Source organism: Burkholderia thailandensis E264, from assembly GCF_000012365.1.
GTDB classification, from domain to species: Bacteria; Pseudomonadota; Gammaproteobacteria; order Burkholderiales; family Burkholderiaceae; genus Burkholderia; species Burkholderia thailandensis.
This window is the reverse complement of record NC_007651.1, coordinates 3,458,286-3,484,830: the sequence shown is the minus strand read 5'-3', so window position 1 is coordinate 3,484,830 and position 26,545 is coordinate 3,458,286. Positions and strand designations below refer to the sequence as shown.

At 67.4% G+C, this 26,545-nt stretch carries 24 protein-coding genes; 18 read left to right on the top strand and 6 right to left on the bottom strand.

Annotated features, from left to right (window positions below; genetic code table 11):
* Positions 1-39: 39 nt before the first annotated feature.
* Both hemB and yihA read right to left on the bottom strand, forming a co-directional pair.
* Positions 40-1,038, bottom strand: coding sequence for a porphobilinogen synthase (gene hemB / locus BTH_RS27675; RefSeq protein WP_009888449.1), 999 nt, complete (start codon positions 1,036-1,038; stop codon positions 40-42).
* Between the two features lie 282 nt (positions 1,039-1,320).
* Positions 1,321-1,980, bottom strand: a complete 660-nt coding sequence (gene yihA / locus BTH_RS27670; protein ID WP_009888451.1) for a ribosome biogenesis GTP-binding protein YihA/YsxC — start codon at positions 1,978-1,980, stop codon at positions 1,321-1,323.
* A 215-nt stretch (positions 1,981-2,195) separates the two neighbouring features.
* Between yihA and BTH_RS27665 the strand changes: the two genes are divergently transcribed.
* The 5 genes from BTH_RS27665 (at position 2,196) to msrQ (ending at position 8,252) form a co-directional block, all read left to right on the top strand.
* A complete protein-coding gene (locus BTH_RS27665) occupies positions 2,196-2,843 on the top strand; it encodes a c-type cytochrome (RefSeq protein ID WP_009888453.1) in 648 nt (215 codons plus the stop codon).
* 128 nt (positions 2,844-2,971) lie between these two features.
* Positions 2,972-5,152, top strand: coding sequence for a cytochrome c biogenesis protein ResB (locus BTH_RS27660; protein ID WP_025404124.1), 2,181 nt, complete (start codon positions 2,972-2,974; stop codon positions 5,150-5,152).
* A gap of 4 nt (positions 5,153-5,156) precedes the next feature.
* A complete protein-coding gene (gene ccsB, locus BTH_RS27655) occupies positions 5,157-6,347 on the top strand; it encodes a c-type cytochrome biogenesis protein CcsB (protein ID WP_009888456.1) in 1,191 nt (396 codons plus the stop codon).
* A 177-nt stretch (positions 6,348-6,524) separates the two neighbouring features.
* On the top strand, positions 6,525-7,520 hold the full coding sequence (msrP, locus tag BTH_RS27650; RefSeq protein ID WP_009888459.1) for a protein-methionine-sulfoxide reductase catalytic subunit MsrP: 996 nt from the start codon (positions 6,525-6,527) through the stop codon (positions 7,518-7,520).
* Between the two features lie 9 nt (positions 7,521-7,529).
* Entirely contained in the window at positions 7,530-8,252 is a 723-nt protein-coding gene (gene msrQ, locus BTH_RS27645; RefSeq protein ID WP_009888461.1) for a protein-methionine-sulfoxide reductase heme-binding subunit MsrQ, read from the top strand.
* Between the two features lie 171 nt (positions 8,253-8,423).
* On the opposite strand, the gene lysA is transcribed toward msrQ, so the two are convergent.
* On the bottom strand, positions 8,424-9,695 hold the full coding sequence (gene lysA, locus BTH_RS27640) for a diaminopimelate decarboxylase (RefSeq protein ID WP_009888462.1): 1,272 nt from the start codon (positions 9,693-9,695) through the stop codon (positions 8,424-8,426).
* 10 nt (positions 9,696-9,705) lie between these two features.
* On the bottom strand, positions 9,706-9,990 hold the full coding sequence (gene lptM / locus BTH_RS27635) for an LPS translocon maturation chaperone LptM (RefSeq protein WP_009888464.1): 285 nt from the start codon (positions 9,988-9,990) through the stop codon (positions 9,706-9,708).
* A gap of 36 nt (positions 9,991-10,026) precedes the next feature.
* On the opposite strand from lptM, the gene cyaY reads away from it, so the two are divergent.
* Positions 10,027-10,353, top strand: a complete 327-nt coding sequence (gene cyaY / locus BTH_RS27630; RefSeq protein ID WP_009888466.1) for an iron donor protein CyaY — start codon at positions 10,027-10,029, stop codon at positions 10,351-10,353.
* 118 nt (positions 10,354-10,471) lie between these two features.
* Here cyaY and BTH_RS27625 read toward each other — a convergent pair whose 3' ends face one another.
* A complete protein-coding gene (locus BTH_RS27625) occupies positions 10,472-12,865 on the bottom strand; it encodes a penicillin-binding protein 1A (protein ID WP_011402563.1) in 2,394 nt (797 codons plus the stop codon).
* Between the two features lie 233 nt (positions 12,866-13,098).
* Here BTH_RS27625 and pilM point away from each other — a divergent pair, with 233 nt between their 5' ends.
* From pilM to ugpQ, 12 genes are all read left to right on the top strand, one after another.
* Positions 13,099-14,049, top strand: coding sequence for a pilus assembly protein PilM (pilM, locus tag BTH_RS27620; RefSeq protein ID WP_009888468.1), 951 nt, complete (start codon positions 13,099-13,101; stop codon positions 14,047-14,049).
* The gene (locus BTH_RS27615) at positions 14,046-14,726 is read left to right on the top strand and encodes a fimbrial protein (RefSeq protein ID WP_009888470.1); all 681 of its coding nucleotides are present in this window, start codon (positions 14,046-14,048) and stop codon (positions 14,724-14,726) included. Before pilM ends, BTH_RS27615 begins: the two co-directional genes overlap by 4 nt.
* A 38-nt stretch (positions 14,727-14,764) precedes the next feature.
* Positions 14,765-15,610: a hypothetical protein gene (locus tag BTH_RS27610; RefSeq protein WP_025988500.1), complete on the top strand. Its 846-nt coding sequence runs from the start codon at positions 14,765-14,767 to the stop codon at positions 15,608-15,610.
* Positions 15,607-17,337, top strand: a complete 1,731-nt coding sequence (gene pilQ, locus BTH_RS27605) for a type IV pilus secretin PilQ (protein WP_009888474.1) — start codon at positions 15,607-15,609, stop codon at positions 17,335-17,337. Before BTH_RS27610 ends, pilQ begins: the two co-directional genes overlap by 4 nt.
* Positions 17,338-17,417: 80 nt before the next feature.
* A complete protein-coding gene (locus tag BTH_RS27600; protein WP_009888477.1) occupies positions 17,418-17,972 on the top strand; it encodes a shikimate kinase in 555 nt (184 codons plus the stop codon).
* Complete coding sequence (aroB, locus tag BTH_RS27595) at positions 17,969-19,048, top strand: 3-dehydroquinate synthase (RefSeq protein WP_009888479.1); 1,080 nt, start codon at positions 17,969-17,971, stop codon at positions 19,046-19,048. The genes BTH_RS27600 and aroB overlap by 4 nt, the downstream gene beginning before the upstream one ends.
* Before the next feature lie 48 nt (positions 19,049-19,096).
* Positions 19,097-20,329, top strand: coding sequence for a deoxyguanosinetriphosphate triphosphohydrolase (locus BTH_RS27590; RefSeq protein ID WP_009888481.1), 1,233 nt, complete (start codon positions 19,097-19,099; stop codon positions 20,327-20,329).
* A gap of 84 nt (positions 20,330-20,413) precedes the next feature.
* On the top strand, positions 20,414-21,739 hold the full coding sequence (gene ugpB / locus BTH_RS27585) for a sn-glycerol-3-phosphate ABC transporter substrate-binding protein UgpB (protein ID WP_009888483.1): 1,326 nt from the start codon (positions 20,414-20,416) through the stop codon (positions 21,737-21,739).
* 128 nt (positions 21,740-21,867) lie between these two features.
* Positions 21,868-22,752 carry a sn-glycerol-3-phosphate ABC transporter permease UgpA gene (gene ugpA, locus BTH_RS27580; RefSeq protein WP_009906395.1) on the top strand — a complete coding sequence of 295 codons (885 nt, stop codon included), beginning with the start codon at positions 21,868-21,870 and terminating at the stop codon, positions 22,750-22,752.
* Positions 22,749-23,594 carry a sn-glycerol-3-phosphate ABC transporter permease UgpE gene (ugpE, locus tag BTH_RS27575; protein WP_009888484.1) on the top strand — a complete coding sequence of 282 codons (846 nt, stop codon included), beginning with the start codon at positions 22,749-22,751 and terminating at the stop codon, positions 23,592-23,594. Before ugpA ends, ugpE begins: the two co-directional genes overlap by 4 nt.
* Positions 23,595-23,619: 25 nt before the next feature.
* On the top strand, positions 23,620-24,702 hold the full coding sequence (locus tag BTH_RS27570; protein WP_009888485.1) for a sn-glycerol-3-phosphate import ATP-binding protein UgpC: 1,083 nt from the start codon (positions 23,620-23,622) through the stop codon (positions 24,700-24,702).
* Positions 24,703-24,755: 53 nt separating this feature from the next.
* On the top strand, positions 24,756-25,517 hold the full coding sequence (gene ugpQ / locus BTH_RS27565; protein WP_009888486.1) for a glycerophosphodiester phosphodiesterase: 762 nt from the start codon (positions 24,756-24,758) through the stop codon (positions 25,515-25,517).
* 145 nt (positions 25,518-25,662) lie between these two features.
* Here ugpQ and BTH_RS27560 read toward each other — a convergent pair whose 3' ends face one another.
* Entirely contained in the window at positions 25,663-26,394 is a 732-nt protein-coding gene (locus BTH_RS27560) for an OmpW/AlkL family protein (protein ID WP_011402559.1), read from the bottom strand.
* Between the last annotated feature and the right edge of the window lie 151 nt (positions 26,395-26,545).

The following is a 26,545-nucleotide window of genomic DNA, read 5'->3' as shown; positions in this document are numbered from 1 at the left end:
GGCGCGCGCCGCGATGCATGCGGCGCGCGTGTCGCGTGATTACTTCTGCGCGCGCAGCAGCCGCGCCGCGTCGAGCGCGAAGTACGTGAGAATGCCGTCCGCGCCCGCCCGCTTGAACGCGAGCAGCGATTCGAGCACGACCTTGTCGTGATCGAGCCAGCCGTTCTGCGCAGCGGCCTTCAGCATCGCGTATTCGCCGCTCACCTGGTAGACGTAGGTCGGAAAACGGAATGCGTCCTTCACGCGGCGCACGATGTCGAGATACGGCATGCCGGGCTTCACCATCACCATGTCCGCGCCTTCGTCGATGTCGAGGCGCACTTCGCGCAGCGCCTCGTCGCTGTTCGCTGGATCCATCTGGTAGGTCATCTTGTTGCCCTTGCCGAGATTCGACGCGGAGCCGACCGCGTCGCGGAACGGGCCGTAGAACGCTGACGCGTACTTCGCCGAGTACGCCATGATCCGCGTATAGATGTGGCCTTCGCTCTCCAGCATCTCGCGCACCGCGCCGATGCGCCCGTCCATCATGTCGGACGGAGCGACGATGTCGACGCCCGCTTCCGCCTGCGCGCGCGCCTGCTCGACGAGGATCTCGACTGTCTCGTCGTTGAGCACGTAGCCGGCTTCGTCGAGCACGCCGTCCTGGCCGTGGCTCGTGTACGGATCGAGCGCGACGTCGGTCAGCACCCCGAGCTCGGGGAAGCGTTGCTTCAATTCGCGCACCGCGCGCGGGATCAGGCCCTCGGGATTGGTCGCCTCGCGGCCATCTGGCGTCTTAAGCGACGGCTCGATCGCGGGAAAGAGCGACAGGACCGGCACGCCGAGTTCGACGCACTGCTCGGCGACGCCCATCAGCAGATCGACGGACACTCGCTCGACGCCCGGCATCGACGGCACCGGCTGGCGCACGTTCGTGCCTTCGACGACGAACACGGGATAGATCAGGTCGTTCGTGGTGAGAATGTTTTCGCGCATCAGGCGGCGCGAGAAATCGTCGCGACGCATGCGGCGCGGGCGGTGCAGGGGATGGATGCTCATGGCGAAATGGCTGGGATGGGTGTCCGATGAAACCTTACAGTTCCCTTCGGTAAACTTTTGAGACAATGGTATATGATAGCGATCGAGCAAAGCGCACTGCGCAATGCTCCCCGCTTCTCCTCCCTGAGCGGGTGCCTGTCGTTTTTCGATTAGGCTGTTTAACCCGCCGTTGAACGGCGGGTTTTTTTATGGGCAGCCCGAATCGCGACCTTCGCATCCGTTGGTAGGGCGTGAATCACATTGCTATGCGGCTATGCCGTTACGCAGCCTGTAACGCGATCGTCATTCTGCTACAGCCGCGTGATCTTCGTCGGCGGCCGCGGGCCGCAGCCAGCTCTCGATCAGCGCGTGCGCGTCGTCGAGCCCCGTGCGCTTGAGCGCCGAGAAAAGCTGCACGGTCAGCTTGCCGGCGTAGCCGGCGTCCCGGTACGCGTCGAGGCTCTTTTGCGTCGCGCGCAACGCGTTGATGCTCTCCTGACGTGTCAATTTGTCGCACTTCGTCAGCAGCGAATGGATCGGCTTGCCGGTCGGCGCGAACCATTCGATCATCCGCCGATCGAGCTCGGTGAGCGGGCGGCGCGCGTCCATCATCAGGATCATTCCGCAGAGCTGAGGACGGGTCTGCAAGTACGACGACAGCAACTGCTCCCAGTGCGCCTTCGCGGCGCCCGGCACTTCCGCGTAGCCGTAGCCCGGCAGGTCGACGAGGTGCGCGACGGGCTCCGCCGCCGGGCCGACCGAGAAATAGTTGATGTGCTGCGTGCGCCCCGGCGTCTTCGACGCGAAAGCGAGCCGCTTCTGATTGCAAAGCACGTTGATCGCCGTCGATTTGCCGGCGTTCGAGCGGCCTGCGAACGCGATTTCGGGCTGCACGGTCGGCGGCAGATCGCGCAGATGATTGACGGTCGTGAAGAAGCGGGCTTGATGGAGCAAGAAGGCCATGGGACAGGAGGGCGACGGGCGGCGCAAGCCGCGCGGTGGAAGGCGGGAGCCCCGAAGTAGCCCTGATGGGCATCAAGGCTTTCATCGGGGTATTGTACAATACGGCGTATTTGCCGCAGGCGGTGGAAGCGTCGGAGCGCGCTTCTACGGTAGACTGGGCGCCGTCGTTTTTTGCAGAACCTCACTACTCCCACAAGACGAAACAAGGTGTGCGAATGAATCGACTGAGCAAGTCTTTGGTGGTGCTTCAGTTCGCGGTAGCAGGGCTCGCAGGTTTCATGACGGAGGCAAGGGCGGCAGATGCGGCGAAGCCGGATCTCGACCGAGGCAAGGCAATCGCGACGCAGGTATGCGCGGCATGCCACGGCGTCGACGGCAACAGCGCGACGGGCTCGTTCCCGAAGCTCGCCGGCCAGCATCCCGATTATCTCGTCAAGCAGTTGCACGATTTCAAGACGCAGCCGGGCGCGAAAGGACCGGTGCGCGTCAATTCAGTGATGGTCGGATTCGCGAGCGCGCTGAGCGATCAGGACGCGCGCAACGTCGCCGCCTATTACGGGTCGCAGTCGGCGAAGCCGGGCGCCGCGCGCAACGCGGCCACCGTGCCGCTTGGGCAGAAGATCTATCGCGGCGGCATTGCCGAGAAGGGCGTGCCCGCCTGCGCGAGCTGCCACGGGCCGACGGGGCAGGGAATTCCGGTACAGTATCCGCGGCTGTCTGGGCAGTGGGCCGATTACACCGTCGCGCAGTTGACCGCGTTCCAGCAGGGCACGCGCGGCAACGACGTGATGCGTCAGATCGCGCTGCGGCTGACGGACGGCGAGGTGAAGGCCGTCGCCGATTACATCGCCGGCCTGCACTGAGCCGATTTCGGTTCGCGAGCCGGATGAACGAGCCGGCCGCCCACGCGGCGGCCGCTAGAACAAGAAAAGGGTGGGGCGCCGTCGAAGCACGGCCGCCTTGCCCTTTTTTGTTGTGAGTTGGAGTTTGAATGAGCGTTACCACGTCGGGGTTGCAGTCGAGAGCGGGGCAGTCCGCGGTCAGGCGCGCGGTCGAGTTGTTGAGCTCGATGCGTTTTGCGATCGCGCTGCTCGTCGTGCTGTCGATCGCGAGCATCATCGGCACGGTCCTCACGCAGGACGACCCGTACCCTAACTACGTCAATCAGTTCGGGCCATTCTGGGCCGACATCTTCCGCTCGCTGAGCCTCTATACGGTCTACAGCGCGTGGTGGTTCATGCTGATCCTGATCTTCCTCGTCGTGTCGATCTCGCTGTGCGTGATCCGCAACGCGCCGAAAATGCTCGCCGATGCGAGAAGCTGGAAGGACAAGGTCCGCGAAGGCAGCCTGCGCGCATTCCATCACAAGGCCGAGTTCGCGGTCGCGGGCGATCGCGCGCGCGCGACGCAGACCGTCGCCGCGTTCGTCGCGAAGGCGGGCTACCGGCACGTCGTGCGCGAGACGGACGGTGCGACGCTTGTCGCCGCGAAGCGCGGCGCGATGACGAAATTCGGCTACATCGCCGCGCACCTCGCGATCGTCGTGATTTGCGTGGGCGGCCTGATCGACAGCAACCTGCCGATCAAATTCCAGATGTGGATGTTCGGCAAGAGCCCCGTCAACACGAGCGCGACGATCAGCGAGATCGGGCCCGAGCACCGGCTGTCCGCGTCGAACCCGACGTTCCGCGGCTATGCGTGGGTGCCGGAGGGCCAGTACGTGTCGACCGCGATCCTCAATCAGCCGACGGGCTCGCTGATCCAGGATCTGCCGTTTTCGATCCAGCTCGAGAAATTCATCGTCGACTATTACTCGACCGGCATGCCGAAGCTCTTCGCGAGCGACATCGTCGTGATCGACCGTAAGACCGGCAAGCGAATCCCCGCGCGCGTCGAGGTCAACAAGCCGTTCACGTACAAGGGCGTGTCGATCTATCAATCGAGCTTCCAGGACGGCGGCTCGCTGATGGAAATGACCGCGTATCCGATGACGGGCTCGAGCGCCGCGACGTTCCCGTTCAAGGGCACGATCGGCAATTCGGTGCCGCTCCCGGCGGCGGGCGCCGACGGCGAGACCGTCGAGTTCTCCGATTTCCGCGCGATCAACGTCGAGAACATCACCGATGCCAGCGGCAAGACCGACGCGCGCGGTGTCGCGGCACACCGCTCGATCAAGGAGATCTTCGACGAGCGGCTCGGCTCCGGCGCAAAGACGTCGCGGCCCGTCGAACTGCACAACATCGGGCCGTCGGTCCAGTACAAGGTGCGCGGCAAGGATGGCCAGGCGCGCGAATTCAACAACTACATGCTGCCCGTCGACATGGGCGGCGAGCGCGTGTTCCTCGCCGGCGTGCGCGCAAGCCCGAACGACCCGTTCCGCTATTTGCGGATTCCTGCCGACAGCAGCGACAGCGTCGGCGAATGGATGCGGCTGCGCGCGGCGCTCGAAGATCCGGCCGTGCGCAACGAGGCGGCGCGCCGCTTCGCGCAACATTCGCTCGGCGCGGGCGACGCCGCGCTGCGCGGCCGGCTCGAAGACAGCGCGCAGCGTGTCCTGACCCTGTTCGCCGGCGCGGACGGCAGCATCGGCCGCGGCCCGGACGGCAATCCGATCGGCGGCTTCCAGGCGGTCGCGACGTTCATCGACCGCTCGGTGCCGAAGGACGAGAAGGAGAAGGCCGCCGCGCTGCTGCTGCGGATGCTCGAAGGCTCGATGTGGGATGTCTGGCAGATCGCGCGCGAGCGAGCGAACGAGCCGCCCGTGCAGCAGGCGCAGGATACGGTGCGCTTCGTGCAGAACGCGATCAACGCGCTGTCGGACAGTTTCCTGTATGGCGCGCCCGTCTATCTGAAGCTCGATTCGTTCAAGCAGGTGCAGGCATCGGTGTTCCAGCTGACGCGCGCGCCCGGCAAGAATCTGGTGTATCTTGGCAGCCTGCTGCTCGTCGCCGGCATCTTCTCGATGTTCTACGTGCGCGAGCGACGCCTCTGGTTCTGGCTCAAGGATACGGGCGCGGGCGTCAGCGTGCTGATGGCGATGTCCACCGCGCGCAAGACGTTCGACTTCGAAAAGGAATTCGTGCGCACGCGCGACGCGGCCGGGGCCGCGCTGGGCGCGCCGCCAGCCTCCCGCGCGCCCGACGGCGCCGGCACCAAGGACTCGACTCGGTAACATCATGGATCTGACCCAAGTTTCGTCATCCCGCGCGCCGCGCGCTTCCGACGCGGCCGAGCCGGCGTTTTTCGACGACCGGCCGTTCCTGCGCCGCCTGTCGCTCGTCGACTGGGTGTTCGCGCTCGCGCTCGTGGCCGGCGCGGGCTTCGCGCTCGCGCAGTACCACGCGTACATGAACTACTACGACAAGGCCGTGCTGATCGGCACCGTGCCTGCGCTCGTCGTGCTCGGCTGGCGATGGAAACCCGCGCGGCTCCTGATGGCGGCGATCGCCGCGCTGTCGCTCTTGTCGCTGCAGATCTATCAAGGCGACCTCGCGCGTGCCGATTCCGCTTTCCTGCTCAAGTACTTCCTGTCGAGTCAGTCGGCGATCCTGTGGATGAGCGCGCTCTTCGTGCTCGCGACCCTTTTCTACTGGATCGGCATGCTGTCGCGCTCCGAGTCGGGCGGCGCGATCGGCCAGAAGCTCACGTGGATCGCCGTGCTGATGGGCTTCACCGGCTTGATGGTGCGCTGGTACGAGTCGTATCTGATCGGCGCGGACGTCGGCCACATTCCGGTGTCGAATCTCTACGAAGTCTTCGTCCTGTTCAGCCTCATCACCGCGCTTCTCTATCTGTACTACGAAGGACATTACGGCACGCGCGCGCTGGGTGCATTCGTGCTGCTCGTGATCAGTGCGGCGGTCGGTTTCCTGATGTGGTACTCGATCGCGCGCGACGCGCAGCAGATTCAGCCGCTCGTGCCCGCGCTGCAGAGCTGGTGGATGAAGATCCACGTGCCCGCGAACTTCATCGGCTACGGCAGCTTCGCGCTGTCCGCGATGGTCGCGGTCGCGTATCTGACGAAGGAGCGCGGCGTGCTCGCCGATCGCCTGCCGGCGCTCGAGGTGCTCGACGACGTGATGTACAAGTCGATCGCGGTCGGCTTTGCGTTCTTCACGATCGCGACGATTCTCGGCGCACTGTGGGCGGCCGAGGCGTGGGGCGGCTATTGGAGCTGGGACCCGAAGGAGACCTGGGCGCTCATCGTCTGGCTGAACTACGCGGCATGGCTGCACATGCGTCTGATGAAAGGGCTGCGCGGCACGGTTGCCGCGTGGTGGGCGCTGACGGGCCTTCTCGTCACGACCTTCGCGTTCCTCGGCGTCAACATGTTCCTGTCCGGCTTGCACAGTTACGGCAAGCTGTAAGATCCGCGCCGCTCGAACGACTAATGACCGCCGACGCACTGCGTGCTCGGCGGTTTTTTCTTGCGCGGGCGATTCGGCGCTACGCTGTCGAAACGGCCGGCGCGGAACTGGGTCCAAGGTTTGTCGGGACGCGAGCGTCTTGTCTGGCCGTCCCGACTGGCAGAACGGAGCATCGACATGTTGATCAAGAAAACGCTGCGCGCGGCGCTTGCCGGCGAAGACATCCCGCGCAGCGAAATCACGCCGCAAGCGGTGTTCGAGAATCGCCGCCGGATACTGCAGGCGGCGGGCGTCGCCGCGGCGGGCGGGCTCGTCGACGTACACCGGCTCGCGCTCGCCGCGTATTCGTCGCCGGACGCGAAGGCGCGCAAGCTCGCCGCGCCAACCAATCCGAAGTTCGTCGTCCCCGACAAGGTGACGTCGTTCAAGGACATCACGACCTACAACAACTTCTACGAATTCGGCACCGGCAAGGGCGATCCGGCGCGCAATGCCGGCACGCTGCGGCCGCGTCCGTGGCGCGTGTCGGTTGAAGGCGAGGTCAGGAACCCGAAGGTGTACGACATCGACGAGCTGTTGAAGCTCGCGCCGCTCGAAGAGCGCGTGTACCGGTTGCGTTGCGTCGAGGGCTGGTCGATGGTGATTCCGTGGATCGGTTTTCCGCTCGCGGAGCTCATCAAGCGCGTCGAGCCGACCGGCAACGCGAAATACGTGCAGTTCGTCACGCTCGCGGACCCGTCGCAGATGCCGGGGCTGTCCGCTCCGATCCTCGACTGGCCGTATTCGGAAGGCCTGCGGATGGACGAGGCGATGAATCCGCTGACGCTGCTCACGATGGGCGTCTACGGTCAGGTGCTGCCGAACCAGAACGGCGCGCCCGTGCGCGTGATCGTGCCTTGGAAGTACGGCTTCAAGAGCGCGAAATCGATCGTGAAGATCCGCTTCGTCGACCGGCAGCCGCCGACGAGCTGGAATACGTACGCGCCGAACGAATACGGCTTCTATTCGAACGTCAATCCGAACGTCGACCATCCGCGCTGGAGCCAGGCGACCGAGCGGCGCATCGGCGAGGACGGCTTCTTCACGCCGAAGCGCAAAACGCTGATGTTCAACGGCTACGGCGATTGGGTCGCGTCGATGTATCGCGGCATGGATCTGAAGAAATACTTCTGAGCGCGGCAAATGGAGAACGACATGCAACCCTCGACATTTGCCGGCTCGGCAAGCCCGGGCGCCGGCGCGCGCCGCCGCGCGCCTCGTCGGGACGCCGGCCGCGCGGTCGGCGCGCCGCGCTGGCTCGCGCCCGTGAAGATCGCCGTGTTCGTCGCGTCGCTGTATCCGCTCGCGCGTATCGTGTTCTTCGGCATGACGGACCGGCTCGGCGCGAATCCGATCGAATTCATCACGCGCTCGACGGGGCTCTGGACGCTCGTGTTCCTGTGCATCACGCTTGCCGTCACGCCGCTGCGCCAGTTGACGGGCCTCAGCGCGCTGTTGCGGCTGCGGCGGATGCTGGGGCTCTACGCGTTCTTCTACGCGGTGCTGCACTTCACGACCTACCTCTGGTTCGACAAGTGGTTCGACGTGATGGAGATCGCGAAGGACGTCGTGAAGCGTCCGTTCATCACCGTCGGCTTTGCCGCGTTCGTGTTGCTGATTCCGCTCGCCGCGACGTCGCCGCGCGCGATCGCGAGGCGGCTCGGCCGGCACTGGCAGACGCTGCACAAGGCGATCTATGCGATCGCGACGTTCGGCATCCTGCATTTCTGGTGGATGAAGGCGGGCAAGCACGATCTCGTGCTGCCCAAGCTGTACGGCGCGATCGTGCTCGTGCTGCTCGGCTGGCGCGTGGCCGCGTGGGCATGGCGGCGCTGGGGCGGAGCGAGGGCGGGGCGCGTGTCGTAGCGCGAGTGCAAGCGCGAAGCGCGCGCAGGCGATCCGCACGGTGTGCGTGATCGGGGGCGCGCCGGGCGCGCCGCGCGTGGGCAAACAAAAAGGCGATGCCCGAATGGACATCGCCTTCTTTCTTGACGAGGGCTTGCCGGCTCGCCGCGCAAGCGCGCCGTTTGCCTGCGATTACTTGCCGTCGGGCAGAACCGCTTCGCGCTCGAACAGGCTTTCGACCGTCTCGCGCGGCCGCACCAGATACGCGCTCGCACCGTCGACGATCACCTCGGCCGCACGCGGCCGCGCGTTGTAGTTCGAGCTCATCGTGAAGCCGTACGCGCCCGCCGAGCGGATCGCGAGCAGATCGCCCGGCGCGATCGCGAGCGAGCGATCGCGCCCGAGCCAGTCGCCGCTTTCGCAGACCGGGCCGACGACGTCGTACACGGCGGCTGCAACGTCCGTGCGCGGGGTCACCGGCTCGATCGCGTGAAACGCCTGGTACATCGCCGGGCGCGCAAGGTCGTTCATCGCCGCGTCGACGATCGCGAAGTTCTTCTCTTCGCCCTGTTTCAGGAATTCGACGCGCGTGAGCAAGATGCCGGCATTGCCCGTCAGCGAGCGGCCCGGCTCGAACCAGATTTCGCGATGGCCGTGGCCGCGCGCGTCGATGCGCTCGAGTACCGCGCGCACGTACGCGCCGATGTCGGGCGGCGTTTCGTCGTCGTACGTGATGCCGAGCCCGCCGCCGACGTCGACGTGATGGATCTTCACGCCGTCCGCCTCGATCTGCTCGACGAGATCGAGCAGCTTGTCGATCGCGTCGAGGTACGGGCTCAGCTCGGTGATTTGCGAGCCGATGTGGCAATCGATGCCGACGACTTCGAGGTTCGGCAGCGCGGCTGCCGCGCGGTACGTCGCGCGCGCGTCATCGAACGCGATGCCGAACTTGTTCGCCTTCAGCCCCGTCGAGATGTACGGATGCGTCTTCGGGTCGACGTCCGGATTCACGCGCAGCGACACGGGCGCGCGCTTGCCGAGCGACGCCGCGACGGCGTTCAGCCGGTCGAGCTCCGGGATCGATTCGACGTTGAAGCACTTGACGCCCGCTTCGAGCGCGATGCGCATTTCGTCGGCGCTCTTGCCGACGCCCGAGAACACGACATTTTGCGCGCGGCCGCCCGCCGCGAGCACGCGTGCGAGCTCGCCGCCCGACACGATGTCGAAGCCCGCGCCGAGACGCGCGAACACGTTCAGCACGCCGAGGTTGCTGTTCGCCTTCACGGCGACGTGAATCGACGCGCGGCGGCCCGCGCAGGCCTTCGCGTAGGCCTCGTAGGCCGCGGTGAGCGCGGCGCGCGAATAGACGAAGAGCGGGGTGCCGAAACGCTCGGCGAGGTCGGCGGTGCAGACGCGCTCGGCGTGGAGCGTGCCGTCGACGTAGTCGAATGCAGCTTGAGTCATGCAGGATCGATCATTGGGCGGAGGAAGCGCCGGACGCGGACGCCGCCTTCGGCGTGCGTTGCGTCGACAGGTCGGGCGACAGCGTGAGCGGCGCGTCGGCGGCGCCCAAGGCGCCGTCGTCGCGCGCCGAAGCCGTTTCGGCATCGGGCGTCACGTCCGACGGCGGCGGCTGCGTCTGTTCGGTCGGCTTGGGCGGCAGCGGCGGCACGTCCGGCATGTACAGCGGGCCACGCTGGCCGCAGCCCGCGAGCGCCAAAGCCGCTACAATCGCGCTCATCTGCAAAACGATACGCATGACCGTCCCTAAACAATTGAATCGATAAAGTTTAGCATGTCCGATACCGATTACCTGACCCGGGCCGAAGCTGTGCTGGCGGCCGTCGAGCGGTCGGTCGACGCCGCCAACGACGGCGACGCCGACGTCGATCTCGAGCGCAACGGCAGCGTGCTCACGCTCACGTTCGAGAACGGCTCGAAAATCATCGTGAACCTGCAGCCGCCGATGAAGGAAGTGTGGATCGCCGCGAAGGCAGGTGGTTTTCACTACCGGTTCGTCGACGGCGCATGGCGCGATACGCGAAGCGGCGACGAGTTTTTTGCGGCGCTGACGGGCTTTGCGACGCAGCAGGCGGGCATGCCGATCGCGTTCAGCGCGTGATGCGCGCTTAGGCGGCGCGTGAGCGTGTGTCACACGGACGCGATCGCAGCCTGATCGAGCCCCATATGAAAAAAGCGGCCAGAAAGGCCGCTTTTTCGCTGTGGCGCGCGAACGATGCTCAGTTGCCGCCGCGGAACAGATTCATGATGTCCTGCTTCTCCTGCTCGTCGACATGCCCGGGCACGGCGCTCGCGGAATCGGGCGGCGCGGCCGGCAGGTTCACGCCGACTGTCGAGACGAAGCCGCGGCCCGGCGTGAACTGGTCGAAGTACAACTCGCCGCCGAGCGTCGTGACGCCGTCGGGCATCGGCATTTTGTATTCCGGCACATTCTTGAGCGCGGGGCCCATGTAGTCGATCCACACCGGCAGCGCGAGGCCGCCGCCGGTTTCGCGATCGCCGAGGCTGCGCGGGTTGTCGTAGCCGATCCACGCGATCGCCGCGAGCGTGTGCTGATAGCCGCCGAACCATGCGTCGCGCGAGTCGTTCGTCGTGCCGGTCTTGCCGGCCAGGTCGGTGCGTTTCAGCACGTTCGAGCGCGCGCCGGTGCCGCGTTGCGCGACGCTTTGCAACAGGCTGTTCATCACGTACGCGTTGCGCGCGTCGATCGCGCGCGGCGCGTTCTGCTCGGCGACGAGCGGCTGCGCGCGCGCGACGACGTTGCCGCTCGGATCGGTGACTTCGGCGATCAGATACGGATTGACCCGGTAGCCGCCGTTGGCGAACACCGAGAACGCGCCCGCCATCTGCAGCGGCGTGACGAGGCCCGCGCCGAGCGCCATCGGCAGATAGGCCGGGTGGCGATCCGCGTCGAAGCCGAAGCGCGTGATGTATTGCTGCGCGTATTTCGGGCCGATGTGATTCAGGATGCGAATCGATACCAGGTTGCGCGAGCGCTGCAGCGCGACGCGCATCGACATCGGGCCCTCGAAGCCGCCGCCGTAGTTTTTCGGCTCCCACGGCTGGCCGCCCGTCTCGGCGGCGCTGAAATAGAGCGGGCCGTCGTTGATGATCGTCGCGGGGCCGAGCCCCTTGTCGAGCGACGCCGAATAAATGAACGGCTTGAACGACGAACCCGGCTGCCGCCACGCCTGCGTCACGTGGTTGAACTTGTTCTTGTTGAAGTCGAACCCGCCGATCAGTGAGCGGATCGCGCCGTCCTGCGGAACGATCGAAATGAACGCGCCCTCGATCTGCGGCAGTTGCCCGATCGCCCACGAGCCGTCGTCGTTCTTGAACACGCGCACGATCGCGCCGGGGCGGATCCGCTTGTTCGGCTGCGCGCTCGCCGACAGCGAGCTTGCGGCGAAGCGCAGATCGTCGCCGCTCACCGTCGCGTCGCTGCCGTTCGAGAACACGACGCGAATCTGTCGCGGGCCGGTTTCGGTGACGACGGCCGCGACCAACTCGCCGTTATCCGGATGGTCGACGAGCGCGTCGTCGATCGCCTGCTCGCGGTCGTCCTGGCTCGCGGGCAGCTCGATGAAGCCTTCGGGGCCGCGATAGCCGTGGCGCCGGTCGTACGTCATCAGGCCCTTTCGCAGCGCGCGGTACGCGAGCGTCTGGTCTGCGGAATCGATCGTCGTGACGACGTTCAGCCCGCGCGTGTACGCCTCGTCCTTATATTGCGCATACATCATCTGCCGAACCATTTCGGCGACGTATTCCGCGTGCACGCTGTATTCGCGGCTCGGGCTCTTGACGACAAGCGGCTCGGCGAGCGCCTCGTCGTACTGCTCGCGCGTGATGAAGTTCAGCTCGAGCATCCGCTGCAGGATGTATTGCTGGCGGACCTTCGCGCGTTTCGGATTCGCGACCGGGTTGTATGCGGACGGCGCCTTCGGCAGCCCCGCGAGCATCGCGGCCTCGGCGAGCGTGATGTCCTTCAGGTCCTTGTTGAAGTACGCGTGCGCGGCGGCGGCGAAGCCATAGGCGCGCTGGCCCAGATAGATCTGATTCATGTAGACCTCGAGAATCTGATCTTTCGTGAGCGCACGCTCGATCCGGTACGCGAGCAGCATCTCGTAGATCTTGCGCGTGTATGTCTTCTCGCTCGACAGGAAGAAGTTGCGCGCGACCTGCATCGTGATCGTGCTCGCGCCCTGCGTCGCGTGGCCGTTCGTCAGCGCGACGATGCCGGCGCGGATGATGCCCGTCAGATCGACGCCGCCGTGTTCGTAGAAGCGCGCATCCTCGATCGCGAGCACCGCTTTCTTCAGCGAATCGGGCACGTCCTGCAGACGGACGATGTCCCGGCGCTCCTCGCCGAATTCGCCGATCAGCACGTGATCCGCCGTGTAGATGCGCAGCGGCACCTTCGGGCGGTAGTCGGTCAGCGCGTCCAGCGACGGCATGTTCGGCGACGCGACGACGAGCGCGTAGCCGAGCACGAGCCCGACGCAGACCGCGAGCGCCACGCACACGCCTGCGACGCCGAGCACGAGCTTCAGCCACATCGGGCGGCGGCGCGACTCGGGCGGGGGAGGCGGGGACGTAGGATTCGTGGATTGCATAGACACACCAGAAAAACAGTCCCGCGATTATAGCTGCCCGGTTTTGCCGGACGCCGGAAGGGTTCCGGGCGGGAACCGGCGCGGCCTGGCGGCGCGCCGATGACTCACTGTAGCGCGCCGGCGGCCCGACGGCGCATGCGTTGGCCGTTCGGCAGACTCCCGGCGCGCCGGCCGGCTTCGCAAAATGACCCCATATCGCGCCTCGACGGGAGGCGCGCGGATGGAGGACTGAGATGCAAGGACGTTCGTGGTGGTCGGTCGGCCGGCGCTTCGCGGCAGGGATCGACGTGAGCCGGCGCGCGGTGCGGATCGCGGTGCTGAGCCGGCGTGTCGGGGGCGGCACGGTCCGGCTCGAGGCGCTCGACGCGGAACCTTTGCCGGCCGGCGCGTTCGCCGAGCCGGCCGATGCCGACTGGACGGCCGTGGCGGCCGCGATGACGGCGGCGCTCGGCCGCGCGCCGCAGGTACGGCCGGCGGGGCTCGCGCGGCGGACGATGGCGGGCGTGATGGCGCTGCCGGAGGGGGCGTTCTCGAGCTCGACGCTCGCGTGGCCGAGCGCGGAGACTGCGGCGGCGGCCATCGAGCCCGCGGTGCGCGCGGCGGCCGAGCGGCTGACGGGGCTCGCGCGCGACGCGCTCGCCGTCGACTGGTGCGTGAACGACGCGGGCGCTTCGCCGGAGGTCGCGTTCGCGACCGCGGCGCACGTGCATCTCGACGCGCGGATCGAGGCGGCCGCGTCGGCGGGCGTCGAACTCGTCGCGATCGACGGCGAGCCGCCCGCCGCCCTGCGGGCGATACGCCATGTCGCCGCGCGCGAAGTCGATGACGGCGAGCCGTATCTTGGCGTCTGGATCGGCGAGGGCGGGGTGTACGGCTGGCTCGTGTCGGCCGATACGGTTGCCGCGCAGATTCGCTATCCGGCGCCCGAGCACGCGGATCTTGCCGACGCGCTGCGCGAGCTTGCGCGGGCCGGTGCGCCGCGCTGCGCGTTCATCGCGGGCGACCCGGAGTGGCTCGGCGGCGCGCAGATTTCGCTCGCCGATGTGGGCGACCTGCTCGGCTGCATCGTATTGCCGTTCGAATGCGCGGCAGGCGGCACGCTCGGCGCGGTCGACGACGGGTTCGCCCGGTCGCCGGGTTTCGCGGTCGCGTTTGGGCTCGCGCTGCGCGGGGTGTACGAATGACGCCCGGCATCGCGAGCGGCGTGGCGCCGCGCGACGCGCGGAACCGGCGCGCGTGGCTCGGCGGCTTCAATCTGCTGCCATATCGCGCGCGCGACGCGCGTCGCGCGCGGCGGCGCGTCCTCGGCGAACTGGCGGCGGCCGCTTGCGCGGGGATCGCGGGCGTTGCGCTTTGGCGCATCGGGCGTACGTTCGAGCGCGCGCGCTACGATGCGCAGCGTGCGCTGATGGAGCGCCAGCTCGCCGCATGGGCGCCGCAATTGAAAGCCGCGGAGCAGGCCGCGCGGCAGCGCGACGCCGAGCGCGAGCGTACGGCGCTTGCCGCCGAACGCGCCGTGCCGCGCCAGCGGACGGTCGACCTGTTCGATACGCTGCGGCAATTGCGCTACGACGGCGTGCGGCTGCGGTCGATCCGGTGCGACGGGCACGACGCGTTGCTCGAAGCGAGCGCGCTGGATTCCGCATCGGCCGAGCGCTGGCTGCGCGATCTCGACGCCGCGCAGCGCGGCTGGACGACGGAGGTCGCGGGTTTGCAGGCGGCGCGAACTTCGTGGGGGCGAGAGGCTGCCGGCGGCCGATCGCTGTCTTTCTCCGTACGGATTCGTTGGCCCGCCGGCGATCGCGGCCGCGTCGCGAGCGTGGCCGCGCGTGCGCAGGCGGTTGCACGGGAGGGCGCGTGAGCAAGCGGGGCGAACGAGCGTCGGGCTGGCGCGCGTGGGTGCGTCGGACCGATTCGCGGCGCGTATCGGGCGTTGGCTGGCGAACCGCGGCACGCGTGGCGCTCGCGTGCGGCGTGTTCGTTTGCGGCGTGTACGCGGGCCGCGATGCCGATTGGGGCGGCGTCGAGCGAAGCAGGGCGGCGCTCGGCGCGGTTGCGTCGCGCGACGCGCGCGCGCGGCGGCTCCTTGCCGCGTCGTCTGTCCGTCCGGCGCGGCCGGCGGGCGCGGGCCGCTCGCCGGCCGCGCAGCAGACGCCTTCCGATTTCGCGATGCGGCTTGCCGCTCACGCGGGCGCGAGCGGGCTGCGGGTACGCAAGCTCGAACGGCTTGACGGTGAGCGCACCGGCGGGCAGCGCGACGATGGCGCCGTCTACGTGTTTGCCATCAGCGCGGAAGGTGATTTCGACGCGCTATGCCGCTTCCTGTCGGGGCTTGCTGCGTTGCCTGCGCTCGTGGTGCCTGCGACATCGAGCGTCAAGCGCGACAACGGCGCGACCATGCTGGACGCCCGGCTCGATGTCTGGCCGGCGTTGCCTGGCGGTGAGGCCGATGGGCGGCGGCGTGCCGACGGGCGCGAAGTGCCCGAAGCGCCCGCCGCCGATCCTTTCTCCGCGATGCCGATGCTGGCAATCGACGATGCGGCCGACGCGGCGCGGCTCGTCGGCGTGATGCACGACCGGCGCAGCGGGCTCGCGCTGTTCGAGCGCGGCGACGATGCGTGGTCGGTCGCGCCGGGGCAGATGGTCGACGGCGCGCGTGTCGCGCGAATCCAGGCGGGCGGCGTGACGCTCGCGACACATGGCGGCGGACGGCGCGTAATGACCGTGAGCGGAGCGGCAGGATGATGCGCGGATTCGTTTGGGTCATGCTGGGATGCGCGATCGGGGCGGCGGGCGTGGCGGTCGCATCGCCGCCGCCGTTGCCCGCGGGTGTGCCGGCCGGTTGGGCGGTGTCGGCCTCGGTCGGAGCGGTGGGGCGCGCGCCGTTGCCCGACGCGGCCGCGTCGAGGTGGCGAATCGATTCCGAGCGTGACGCGGTTGCCGAAGCGCCGACGCCGGATGCGGGCGGCGGCGCGCCGGCCGATGAGTTCGCCGGCGACGCCGCGCCCGAAAGCACGTCGGCAGCCAATTCGGTCGAGCCATCCGGTTCGGCGCCGGCCGCCACCGGGCTGCCGAGCCGGGCGGCGTCGGTGCAAGCGGAGGATGCGGCGCTGGATGCGGTGCTGGAGGGGCCGCCCGTGCCACTCTCGCCGGAGCAACGCATGAGCGACGAGCATCCTGCGTTGCCGTCGGATACTGAAGTCGCATCGGCCGGCGCCAACGCCAACGCCAACGCCAATGCCGAGACCGCGGCCGAATCCGACGACAACCGCGCGATCTCGCTCAATCTGCAGCAGGCGAGCCTCGCAGCGGTCTTCGATGCATTCGCGCGCTTCACCGGCCTCAATATAGTGGTCAGCGAGCGGGTGCGCGGCACGGTGTCGTTGCGTCTGAACAATGTCCGCTGGCGCAGTGCGTTCGACGCGCTGCTGGACGCCCACGGCCTCGCGATGGCGCGGCGCGGCAGCGTGATATGGGTCGCGCCTGTCGCGGAACTCGCCGAGCGCGAGCGCCGGCGTTTCGATGCGCACGCGCGCGCCGCTCAACTCGAACCGCTCGCGAGCCGCAGCTTCGTGCTCCGCTACGCGCGTGCGGCCGACGTGCAGCGTCTGCTCTCGGGCTCGGCCGCCCAGCGGATACTGTCGAAGCGCGGCTCGGTGCTCGCCGATCCTCGGACGAATCTGCTGTTCGTCACGGATCTGTCCGGGCGTCTCGCGCAGATCGCCGATCTCATCGGCAAGCTCGACACGCCATCGCGGCAGGTGTTGATCGAGGCGCGGATCGTCGAGGGCGATCGCGGGTTCTCACGCAATCTCGGCGCGCGTCTCGCGCTGCGTGCGCCGGATGCGGGCGACCGCGCGGCGGGCGTCGTCGCGGGCCGTAACGGCACGTTGGCCGACCTCACCGCCAGGCCGATCAGCGGCTTCGACGCGGCGACAGCCGGCCTCACGCTGTTCGCCGCGCGCGCGAGCCGCTTGCTCGACATCGAATTGAGCGCGCTCGAGGCGCAGGGCCGGGGCCAGATCGTGTCGAGCCCGCGCGTCGTGACGGCGGACCGGACCAAGGCCGTCGTCGAGCAGGGCGCAGAACTGCCGTATCAGGCGAAGGTAGGCAACGGCGTGTCGGGCGTCCAGTTCCGGCGCGCGACCTTGAAGCTCGAAGTCGAGCCGCAGATCACGCCCGACGGGCGCGTGATCCTCGATCTCGACGTCGCGAAGGACAGCGTCGGCGAGGAAACCGCATCCGGCCCCGCGATCCATACGAAGCACGTGCAGACGCGCGTCGAGGTCGAAAACGGCGGAACGGTGTCGATCGGCGGGATTTTCGAGAGCGACGACCGCGACGATGTGACTCGGGTGCCGCTCTTGGGCAAAATACCGGTGTTGGGCGCGCTTTTCAGGCATCGCGCACAGCGTGCGCAGCGCAGCGAGCTCGTCGTCTACATCACGCCGACCGTCGTGATCGGGCCCTGAACCCCGTGGGAGCCAGGCTCGACAAGGCGGGCGCTTTGCCAGTAAGCTGCGCGACACACTCATTGAAGCAGAGGAAGCCGTTGCAAGCGCGGGACCCACACGTGAACGTAATTTTCGTCGGGCTCATGGGGGCGGGTAAGACCACCGTGGGCCGGGCGGTCGCGCGCCGGCTCGACAGACCCTTCTTCGATTCGGATCACGAGATCGAGGCGCGCACCGGCGCGCGCATTCCGGTCATCTTCGAACTCGAGGGCGAATCCGGCTTCCGCGATCGCGAGGCGCAGATGATCGCCGAGCTCACGCAACGCGAGAACATCGTGCTTGCGACGGGCGGCGGCGCAATCCTGCGCCCCGAGAATCGCAAGCTGCTTCACGAACGCGGCCTTGTCGTCTATCTGCGCGCGAATCCGCACGATCTTTGGCTGCGCACCCGCAAGGACAAGAACCGCCCGTTGTTGCAAACCGACGATCCGAAAGCCAAGCTCGAAGCGCTGTACGAAGCGCGCGACCCGCTCTACCGCGAATGCGCGCACTTCGTCATCGAGACCGGCCGGCCATCCGTCAACGGGCTCGTCAACATGGTGCTGATGCAGCTCGAAATGGCGGGCATCGTCGCCAAGCCACTACAAGCATGATGACCGTCAACGTCGACCTGGGCGAGCGCGCCTATCCGATCCACATCGGCCCCGATCTGATCCGCCGCACCGAGCTTTTCGCGCCGCACATCGCGGGCGCGTCCGCCACGATCGTCACGAACACCACCGTCGATCCGCTCTACGGCGACACGCTGCGCGCGGCGCTCGCGCCGCTCGGCAAGCGCGTGTCGACCGTCGTCCTGCCCGACGGCGAGGCGTACAAGAACTGGGAAACCCTCAATCTGATCTTCGACGGCCTGCTCGAGCAGCACGCCGATCGCAAGACGACGCTGATCGCGCTCGGTGGCGGCGTGATCGGCGACATGACGGGCTTCGCCGCCGCATGCTACATGCGCGGCGTGCCGTTCATCCAGGTGCCGACGACGCTCCTGTCGCAGGTCGACTCGTCAGTCGGCGGCAAGACGGGCATCAACCACCCGCTCGGCAAGAACATGATCGGCGCGTTCTATCAGCCGCAGGCGGTGATCGCCGACATTGGCGCGCTGTCGACGCTGCCCGACCGCGAGCTTGCCGCGGGCGTCGCCGAGATCATCAAGACGGGCGCGATCGCCGACGCCGCATTCTTCGACTGGATCGAGGCGAACATGGGGGCGCTCAATCGCCGCGATCCCGATGCGCTCGCGCATGCGGTCAAGCGCTCGTGCGAGATCAAGGCGGGTGTCGTGGCGGCGGACGAGCGCGAGGGCGGCCTGCGCGCGATCCTCAACTTCGGCCATACGTTCGGGCACGCGATCGAAGCGGGGCTCGGCTACGGCGAGTGGCTGCATGGCGAGGCGGTCGGCTGCGGGATGGTGATGGCGGCCGATCTGTCGGTGCGAACCGGCCATCTGGACGAGGCGTCGCGCGAGCGGCTGCGCCGCGTCGTCGAGGCCGCGCACCTGCCGACGCGCGCGCCGGCACTCGGCGATGCGCGCTATGTCGAGCTGATGCGCGTCGACAAGAAGGCCGAAGCCGGCGCGATCAAGTTCATTCTGCTCAAGCGCTTCGGCGAGACGATCATTACCCCGGCGCCGGACGACGCCGTCTCCGCGACACTGGCGGCAACCACCCGGTAAACGCGACACGGGCCGATCCGGCGCAATTGACGTGGAGGACACGACACGGTGAGCGAAGTACCCGGCGGCAGCATCCCACGCGAAACGCGCGACGCGCGACCCGCGCGCGCGGGCGGCGGGCAGGCGATTCCCGTCGCCGCGCCGACCACCGCCGCGCTCGAGGCGCATCTCGCGCCGTACGCGGCGCACGCGTCGCAATCGCGCGGCAGGCGCCATCCCGAGCCGCCGCCGGCGGCGCGCACCGAATTCCAGCGCGATCGCGACCGCATCGTGCATTCCACCGCGTTCAGGCGTCTCGAATACAAGACGCAGGTCTTCGTGAACCACGAAGGCGACCTGTTCCGCACGCGCCTCACGCACAGCCTCGAAGTCGCGCAGATCGCCCGGTCCGTCGCGCGCAACCTGCGCCTGAACGAAGATCTCGTCGAGGCGATCTCGCTTGCGCATGATCTCGGCCACACGCCGTTCGGCCATGCGGGGCAGGACGCGCTCAACGCTTGCATGCGCGACTACGGCGGCTTCGAGCACAATCTGCAGAGCCTTGCCGTCGTCGACGAGCTCGAAGAGCATTACGGCGCGTTCAACGGGCTGAACCTGTGCTTCGAGACGCGCGAAGGCATTCTCAAGCACTGCTCGCGCGAGAACGCGCGCAAGCTCGGCGAGCTCGGCGAGCGATTCCTGCAGGGCCGCCAGCCGTCGCTCGAGGCGCAGCTCGCGAACATCGCGGACGAAATCGCATACAACAATCATGATGTCGACGATGGCCTGCGCTCGGGCCTCATCACGATCGAGCAACTCGCCGAGGTCGAGCTGTGGCAGCGCCATTACGAGGCCGCGCTCGCCGAGTATCCGCATCTCGAGGGCCGCCGGCTCGTGCACGAGACGGTGCGCCGGATCATCAACACGCTGATCGTCGATCTGATCGACGCGACCACGCGCAATCTCGCGCGCCACGCGCCGACGTCGCTCGACGCCGTGCGCGCGGCGCCGCCCCTCGTCGCGCACGGTGAGCAGATCGCCGCGCAGGCGGCGGCGCTCAAGCGTTTCCTGTACAAGAACCTGTACCGTCACTACCGCGTGATGCGGATGGCGAGCAAGGCGCAGCGGGTCGTCGCCGGCCTCTTCAACGCTTTCACGAGCGACCCGCGCCTGCTGCCGCCCGACTATCAGGCGGCCGACGCCGCGCACCAGCCGCGCCTCGTCGCGCACTACATCGCCGGGATGACCGATCGTTTTGCACTGAAAGAGTATCAACGCTTGTTTGTCATGGACGAGAACTAAACTGTCCGGCTCGCCGCATCCGGCGCGGATGCAGCGGCGGTGCGGCGCGCGTTGCCCGGACCGAGGAGAAAAGGAGAGAGGTCGATGAAATACAAGACGCTGGTTCGTTCGCTCGCGTTCGGGGGCGTGCTTTGGTTCGGCGCGCAGCAGGCGGCGTGCGCCGCCACCGAAATCCAGTTCTGGCATGCGATGGAGGCGGCGCTCGGCGAGCGCGTGAACGAGATCGCGGCGCAGTTCAACGCGTCGCAAAGCGATTACAAGATCGTGCCGGTCTTCAAGGGCACCTACGACCAGGCGCTCGCGGCGGGCATCGCCGCGTACCGCAGCGGCAACGCGCCGGCGATCCTGCAGGTGTACGAAGTGGGCACGGCGACGATGATGCAGGCGAAGAAGGCGGTGCTGCCCGTGTCCGACGTGTTCCGCCAGGCGGGCGTGCCGCTCGACGAGAAGGCGTTCGTGCCGACGATCGCGAGCTACTACAGCGACGCGAAGACGGGCCGCCTCGTGTCGATGCCGTTCAACAGCTCGACGCCCGTGCTGTATTACAACAAGGATGCGTTCAAGAAGGCGGGCCTCGATCCGAACCAGCCGCCGAAGACGTGGGCCGACGTGAAGGCCGACGCGGAAAAGCTGAAGAAGGCGGGTTACGCGTGCGGCTACACGACGGGCTGGCAGGGCTGGATCCAGCTCGAGAACTACAGCGCGTGGCACGGCCTGCCGTTCGCGACGCGCAACAACGGCTTCGACGGCGCCGACGCGGTGCTCGAATTCAACAAGCCGCAGCAGATCGCGCACATCCAGTTCCTGCAGGACATGGCGAAGGGCGGCACGTTCACGTACGTTGGCCGCAAGGACGAGGCGACCGCGAAGTTCTACAGCGGCGACTGCGCGATCATGACGACGTCGTCGGGCGCGCTCGCGACGATCCACAAGTACGCGAAATTCGACTTCGGCACCGGGATGATGCCGTACGACGCGAGCGTGAAGGGCGCGCCGCAGAACGCGATCATCGGCGGCGCGAGCTTGTGGGTGCTCGCGGGCAAGGACCCGGCAACCTACAAGGGCGTCGCGAAGTTCCTCGCGTATCTGAGCTCGCCCGCCGTCGCCGCGAAGTGGCACGAGGACACGGGCTATCTGCCGGTGACGACGGCCGCGTACGATCTCGCGCGGGAGCAGGGCTTCTACGCGAAGCATCCGGGCGCGGACACGGCGATCAAGCAGATGATGAACAAGCCGCCGCTGCCGTACACGAAGGGGCTGCGCCTCGGCAACATGCCGCAGATCCGCACGATCGTCGACGAGGAGCTCGAGCAGGTGTGGGCGCAGAAGAAGACGCCCAAGGCGGCGCTCGATTCCGCCGCCGCGCGCGGCGACGAACTGCTGCGCCGCTTCGAGAAGTCGGGCGGCTGAGCCAGCGCCGCCGGCGCGCGTGCTCGCCGGCGCGGCCTGTTCGCGCGTGCGGTTTGCCGAGCGAACGGGTTGCGCCGGCGGCCGCCCGGCGGCATTCGTCTGACGTCTGTCCGTTCGGAATCCTGCCGATGACACCTCATTCCCGTTTCGGCGCGAGCGCGCTGCCGTACCTGCTCGTCGCGCCGCAGCTCGCGATCACCGCGATCTTCTTCCTGTGGCCGGCGGGCGTCGCGCTCTGGCAGTCGACGCAAATGCAGGACGCGTTCGGCACGTCGAGCGAGTTCGTCGGCTTCGCCAATTTCGCGCAGTTGTTCGGCGATCCGCTCTACGTCGATTCGTTCAAGACGACGCTCGTGTTCAGCGCGAGCGTGACCGTCTGCGGGCTCGTCGCGTCGCTGTTGCTCGCCGCGTGCGCCGATCGCGTGATCCGCGGCGCTCGCGCGTACCGCACGCTCCTTATCTGGCCGTACGCGGTCGCGCCGACGATCGCCGCGGTGCTGTGGGCGTTCCTGTTCAATCCGAGCATCGGCGTGATCACGTATGCGCTCGCGCGCTTCGGCATCGTCTGGAATCACGCGCTCAACGGCGGGCAAGCGATGCTGCTCGTCGTGATCGCGTCGGTGTGGAAGCAGGTCAGCTACAACTTCCTGTTCTTCTATGCGGGGCTGCAGGCGATTCCGCGCTCGCTGATCGAAGCGGCCGCGATCGACGGCGCGGGCCCCGTGCGGCGCTTCTTTCACATCGCGCTGCCGCTGCTGTCGCCGACGAGCTTTTTCCTGCTCGTCGTCAATCTCGTCTACGCGTTCTTCGACACGTTCCCGGTGATCGACGCGGCGACCGCGGGCGGCCCCGGCCAAAGCACGAAGACGCTGATCTACAAGATCTACGCGGAGGGTTTCCAGGGGCTCGACATCGGCAGCTCGGGCGCGCAATCGGTCGTGCTGATGGTGATCGTCGTCGCGCTGACGGTCGTCCAGTTCCGTTTCGTCGAGCGCAGGGTGCAATACGCATGATCGAGAATCGCAAGGGCTTCGACCTGTTCTGCCACGCGGTGCTGATCGCGGGCATCGCGGTCATCGTGTTTCCCGTGTACGTCGGCTTCTGCGCGGCGACGATGAACGCGCGCGAAGTGTTCACGGTGCCGCTGTCGCTCGTGCCGAGCACGCATCTGTTCGAGAACGTCGCCGAGATCTGGCGGCGCGGCAGCGGCGGCATGACGACGCCGTTCGGCACGCTGCTCGTCAACAGCGTCGTGATGGCGCTCGTGATCGCGGCGGGCAAGATTTCGGTGTCGATCCTGTCCGCGTACGCGATCGTCTATTTCCGCTTTCCGCTGCGCAACGCCGCGTTCTGGCTGATCTTCGTCACGCTGATGCTGCCCGTCGAGGTGCGGATCTTTCCGACCGTGCAGGTGGTGTCGACGCTGCATCTGACGAACAGCTACGCGGGCCTCACGCTGCCCCTCATCGCGTCGGCGACGGCGACCTTCCTGTTCCGGCAGTTCTTCATGACGCTGCCCGACGAGCTCGTCGACGCGGCGCGCATCGACGGCGCGGGCCCGCTGCGCTTCTTCTGGGACGTCGTGCTGCCGCTGTCGAAGACGAGCATCGCCGCGCTGTTCGTGATCACGTTCATCTATGGCTGGAACCAGTATCTGTGGCCGATCCTGATCACGACCGACGCATCGCTCTCGACGGCCGTCGTCGGCATCAAGTCGATGATCGCGAGCGGCGACGCCGCGACCGAATGGCATCTCGTGATGGCGGCGACGCTCGTCGCGATGCTGCCGCCGCTCGTCGTCGTGCTCGCGATGCAGCGCTGGTTCGTGCGCGGTCTCGTCGATTCGGAAAAATAAAACGCAACCTGGAGGAAGTCCAAGCATGGCCGCGCTGAGCTTGAAGGGCGTCAGGAAAAGTTACGACGGCGCGCAGTACGTGCTGCACGGGATCGACGTCGACATCGCCGACGGCGAGTTCGTCGTGCTCGTCGGGCCGTCGGGCTGCGGGAAATCGACGCTATTGCGGATGATCGCCGGCCTCGAGACGGTGACGGAAGGCGAGATCGCGATCGGCGGGCGCGTCGTCAATACGCTCGAGCCGAAGGATCGCGACATCGCGATGGTGTTCCAGAACTACGCGCTGTATCCGCACATGACGGTCGCGCAGAACATGGGCTACGGGCTGAAGATCCGCGGCGTCGAGCGCGCGCTGATCGACGCGCGCGTGCAGGCGGCCGCGCAGATTCTCGAGCTCGGGCCGCTGCTCGCGCGGCGCCCGCGCGAGCTTTCGGGCGGCCAGCGGCAGCGCGTCGCGATGGGGCGCGCGATCGTGCGCGAGCCGTCGGTGTTCCTGTTCGACGAGCCGCTGTCGAATCTCGATGCGAAGCTGCGCGTGCAGATGCGCCTCGAAATCCAGCGGCTGCACGCGCGCCTCGCGACGACGAGCGTCTACGTGACGCACGACCAGATCGAGGCGATGACGCTCGCGCAGCGCGTGATCGTGATGAATCGCGGCTATGCGGAGCAGATCGGCGCGCCCGTCGACGTGTACGAGAAGCCGGCGACGACGTTCGTCGCGAGCTTCATCGGCTCGCCGGCGATGAACCTGCTGCACGGGCGGCTGTCGGAAGACGGCGCGGCGTTCGATATCGCCGACGGTCCACGGCTGCCGGTCGCGGGCGCGGCGGGCGCCGGCCGCGAGATCGCGCCGGGGCGCGAATGGATTCTCGGCGTGCGGCCCGAGCACATGACGCCGCTGCCAGGCGCGGCGCTCGCGACGCTCGCCGTCGATTCGTGCGAGCTGCTCGGCGCGGACAATCTCGCGCACGGCCGCTGGGGCGTGCACGACGTCGCGGTGCGGCTGCCGCACGCGATGCGCCCGGCGCGCGGCGAGACGCTGCCCGTCGCGCTGCCCGCGCAACATCTGCATTTCTTCGATCCGGCGACGGGCAAGCGCGCCGGTTGAGTCGATTCGCCGAATTCACGATCCACCGATTCACCGCTTCCAGCGAGACTGCGATGACGATCCTGCAAACCTGGCCTTATCCGCGCGTGGTCGCGCACCGCGGCGGCGGCGCGCTGGCGCCGGAGAACACGCTCGCCGCGCTCGATGCGGGCGCGCGCTACGGACACAAGATGGTCGAATTCGACGCGAAGCTGTCGGCGGACGGCGTTGCGTTCCTGCTGCACGACGACACGGTCGAACGCACGTCGAACGGCACGGGCGCCGCGTGCGACATGCGCTATGCGGCGCTCGAGGCGCTCGACGCCGGCGCGTGGTACGACGCGCGCTTTTCGGGCGAGCGGATGCCGACGCTCGCGCAGGCGGCGGCGCGCTGCCTTGCGCTCGGCCTCGCGGCGAACGTCGAGATCAAGCCGTGTCCGGCTCGTGACGAAGAGACGGGCCGCGTCGTCGCGGCTCAGGCGGCCGCGCTTTGGCGCGACGCCGCCGTGCCGCCGCTGCTGTCGTCGTTTTCGGCGGCGGCGCTCGGCGCGGCGCGCGAGGCCGCCCCGGCGCTGCCGCGCGGGATGCTGTACGAGGAGATTCCCGCCGGCTGGCAGGAGGAAACGCGACGGCTCGGTTGCGTGTCGCTGCACGCGCATCACGCGCAATTCAACGAGGCGCTCGTGCGTGACGTGAAGGCATCGGGGCTGCGCATTCTCGCGTACACGGTGAACGACCCCGTGCGGGCGCGCGAACTCGCGGATTGGGGCGTGGACCTCATTTGCACGGACCGAATCGACATGATTGGCGCGGGCCTTGCCGATCGGGAAGGATGAAATCGGCGTTTTGCGCGCCACGCGCGAACGAAATCGCTCCGACGGGAGCCCGTCGGAGCAGGAGGCGACGGCCGCCTCGTAACCTCAAGAAAATTCCGCTACAAATTGCAGCGGAATTAACCATTCCCCAAATATTCGACTACGCTTAGAAACGGTAGCCGATGTTCAGGTAGGTCACGATCGGATTCAGCGCGATCTTCGCTTGCGAGGTCTGCGTGAGCGTGCCGATCGGCGTCGGGCGCTGCGTCGTCAGCGTGGCCGTCAGGCTGACGGGGATGTACGACACCGACAGCCCGCCGAACCAGTGGTCGGTGAAGTTGTACGTGAAGCCTGCATTGATGACGGGCGCCCACTGATTGCTGGTCTGCACGCTGGTCGGGCCGCCGAGCGCGCCGCGCTCGAACGCGCTGTTGGTGATCTTCGCGCCGGTGAACCAGATGTAAGACGCGCCGATGCCGACGTAAGGCCGGAACTTCGCCTTCGCGTCGTTGAAGTAGTACTTGAGGAGGACCGCCGGGCTCCATTGGTAAGCATGGCCGAGCACGCCGAACTGTTCGAGTGAGCCTTTGCCGTTCAGATTGAACCTTGGCGGGATCCCGGCGACCAATTCAGTGACGATGTGATCCGTCAAGAAGTAGCCGGCGGCAAGGCCGATGGTGTCCGCATTGTCGATGCCCGCGCCCGTGTTGGGCACCTCGTGGTTGACCGGCGTGCCGCCGACGTTCATGACCTTGAGCGGATCGCTGCTGTCCTGGGGGGCGAGATGGAACCAGCCGGTCGTGACGTAGAAGCTGCCTGCGGATTGCGCGTGCGCTGCGGTCGCGGTTGCCGCGAATGCGAGCGCAACGGCCCCCGTAATGGCCATTTTTTGTTTCATCCTTTGTCTCCTCCGATAAAAGGCGTGCTCATTATGACGACGGTGTTTCAAACAGAACAGAGTTGTAAGCTAGAACGTTTTCCCTAGAATTCGCACGACCGTGCGTATTCCCGCACCGCGGCGGGCTTTGACGCGGACGCACTTAAACGAG

Coding starts and splice junctions, on each gene's coding strand:
- hemB (WP_009888449.1), bottom strand. CDS start 1,038: ATGAGCATCCATCCCCTGCACCGCCCGCGCCGCATGCGTCGCGACGAT.
- yihA (WP_009888451.1), bottom strand. CDS start 1,980: ATGGCCTTCTTGCTCCATCAAGCCCGCTTCTTCACGACCGTCAATCAT.
- BTH_RS27665 (WP_009888453.1), top strand. CDS start 2,196: ATGAATCGACTGAGCAAGTCTTTGGTGGTGCTTCAGTTCGCGGTAGCA.
- BTH_RS27660 (WP_025404124.1), top strand. CDS start 2,972: ATGAGCGTTACCACGTCGGGGTTGCAGTCGAGAGCGGGGCAGTCCGCG.
- ccsB (WP_009888456.1), top strand. CDS start 5,157: ATGGATCTGACCCAAGTTTCGTCATCCCGCGCGCCGCGCGCTTCCGAC.
- msrP (WP_009888459.1), top strand. CDS start 6,525: ATGTTGATCAAGAAAACGCTGCGCGCGGCGCTTGCCGGCGAAGACATC.
- msrQ (WP_009888461.1), top strand. CDS start 7,530: ATGGAGAACGACATGCAACCCTCGACATTTGCCGGCTCGGCAAGCCCG.
- lysA (WP_009888462.1), bottom strand. CDS start 9,695: ATGACTCAAGCTGCATTCGACTACGTCGACGGCACGCTCCACGCCGAG.
- lptM (WP_009888464.1), bottom strand. CDS start 9,990: ATGCGTATCGTTTTGCAGATGAGCGCGATTGTAGCGGCTTTGGCGCTC.
- cyaY (WP_009888466.1), top strand. CDS start 10,027: ATGTCCGATACCGATTACCTGACCCGGGCCGAAGCTGTGCTGGCGGCC.
- BTH_RS27625 (WP_011402563.1), bottom strand. CDS start 12,865: ATGCAATCCACGAATCCTACGTCCCCGCCTCCCCCGCCCGAGTCGCGC.
- pilM (WP_009888468.1), top strand. CDS start 13,099: ATGCAAGGACGTTCGTGGTGGTCGGTCGGCCGGCGCTTCGCGGCAGGG.
- BTH_RS27615 (WP_009888470.1), top strand. CDS start 14,046: ATGACGCCCGGCATCGCGAGCGGCGTGGCGCCGCGCGACGCGCGGAAC.
- pilQ (WP_009888474.1), top strand. CDS start 15,607: ATGATGCGCGGATTCGTTTGGGTCATGCTGGGATGCGCGATCGGGGCG.
- aroB (WP_009888479.1), top strand. CDS start 17,969: ATGATGACCGTCAACGTCGACCTGGGCGAGCGCGCCTATCCGATCCAC.
- ugpB (WP_009888483.1), top strand. CDS start 20,414: ATGAAATACAAGACGCTGGTTCGTTCGCTCGCGTTCGGGGGCGTGCTT.
- ugpA (WP_009906395.1), top strand. CDS start 21,868: ATGACACCTCATTCCCGTTTCGGCGCGAGCGCGCTGCCGTACCTGCTC.
- ugpE (WP_009888484.1), top strand. CDS start 22,749: ATGATCGAGAATCGCAAGGGCTTCGACCTGTTCTGCCACGCGGTGCTG.
- BTH_RS27570 (WP_009888485.1), top strand. CDS start 23,620: ATGGCCGCGCTGAGCTTGAAGGGCGTCAGGAAAAGTTACGACGGCGCG.
- ugpQ (WP_009888486.1), top strand. CDS start 24,756: ATGACGATCCTGCAAACCTGGCCTTATCCGCGCGTGGTCGCGCACCGC.
- BTH_RS27560 (WP_011402559.1), bottom strand. CDS start 26,394: ATGAAACAAAAAATGGCCATTACGGGGGCCGTTGCGCTCGCATTCGCG.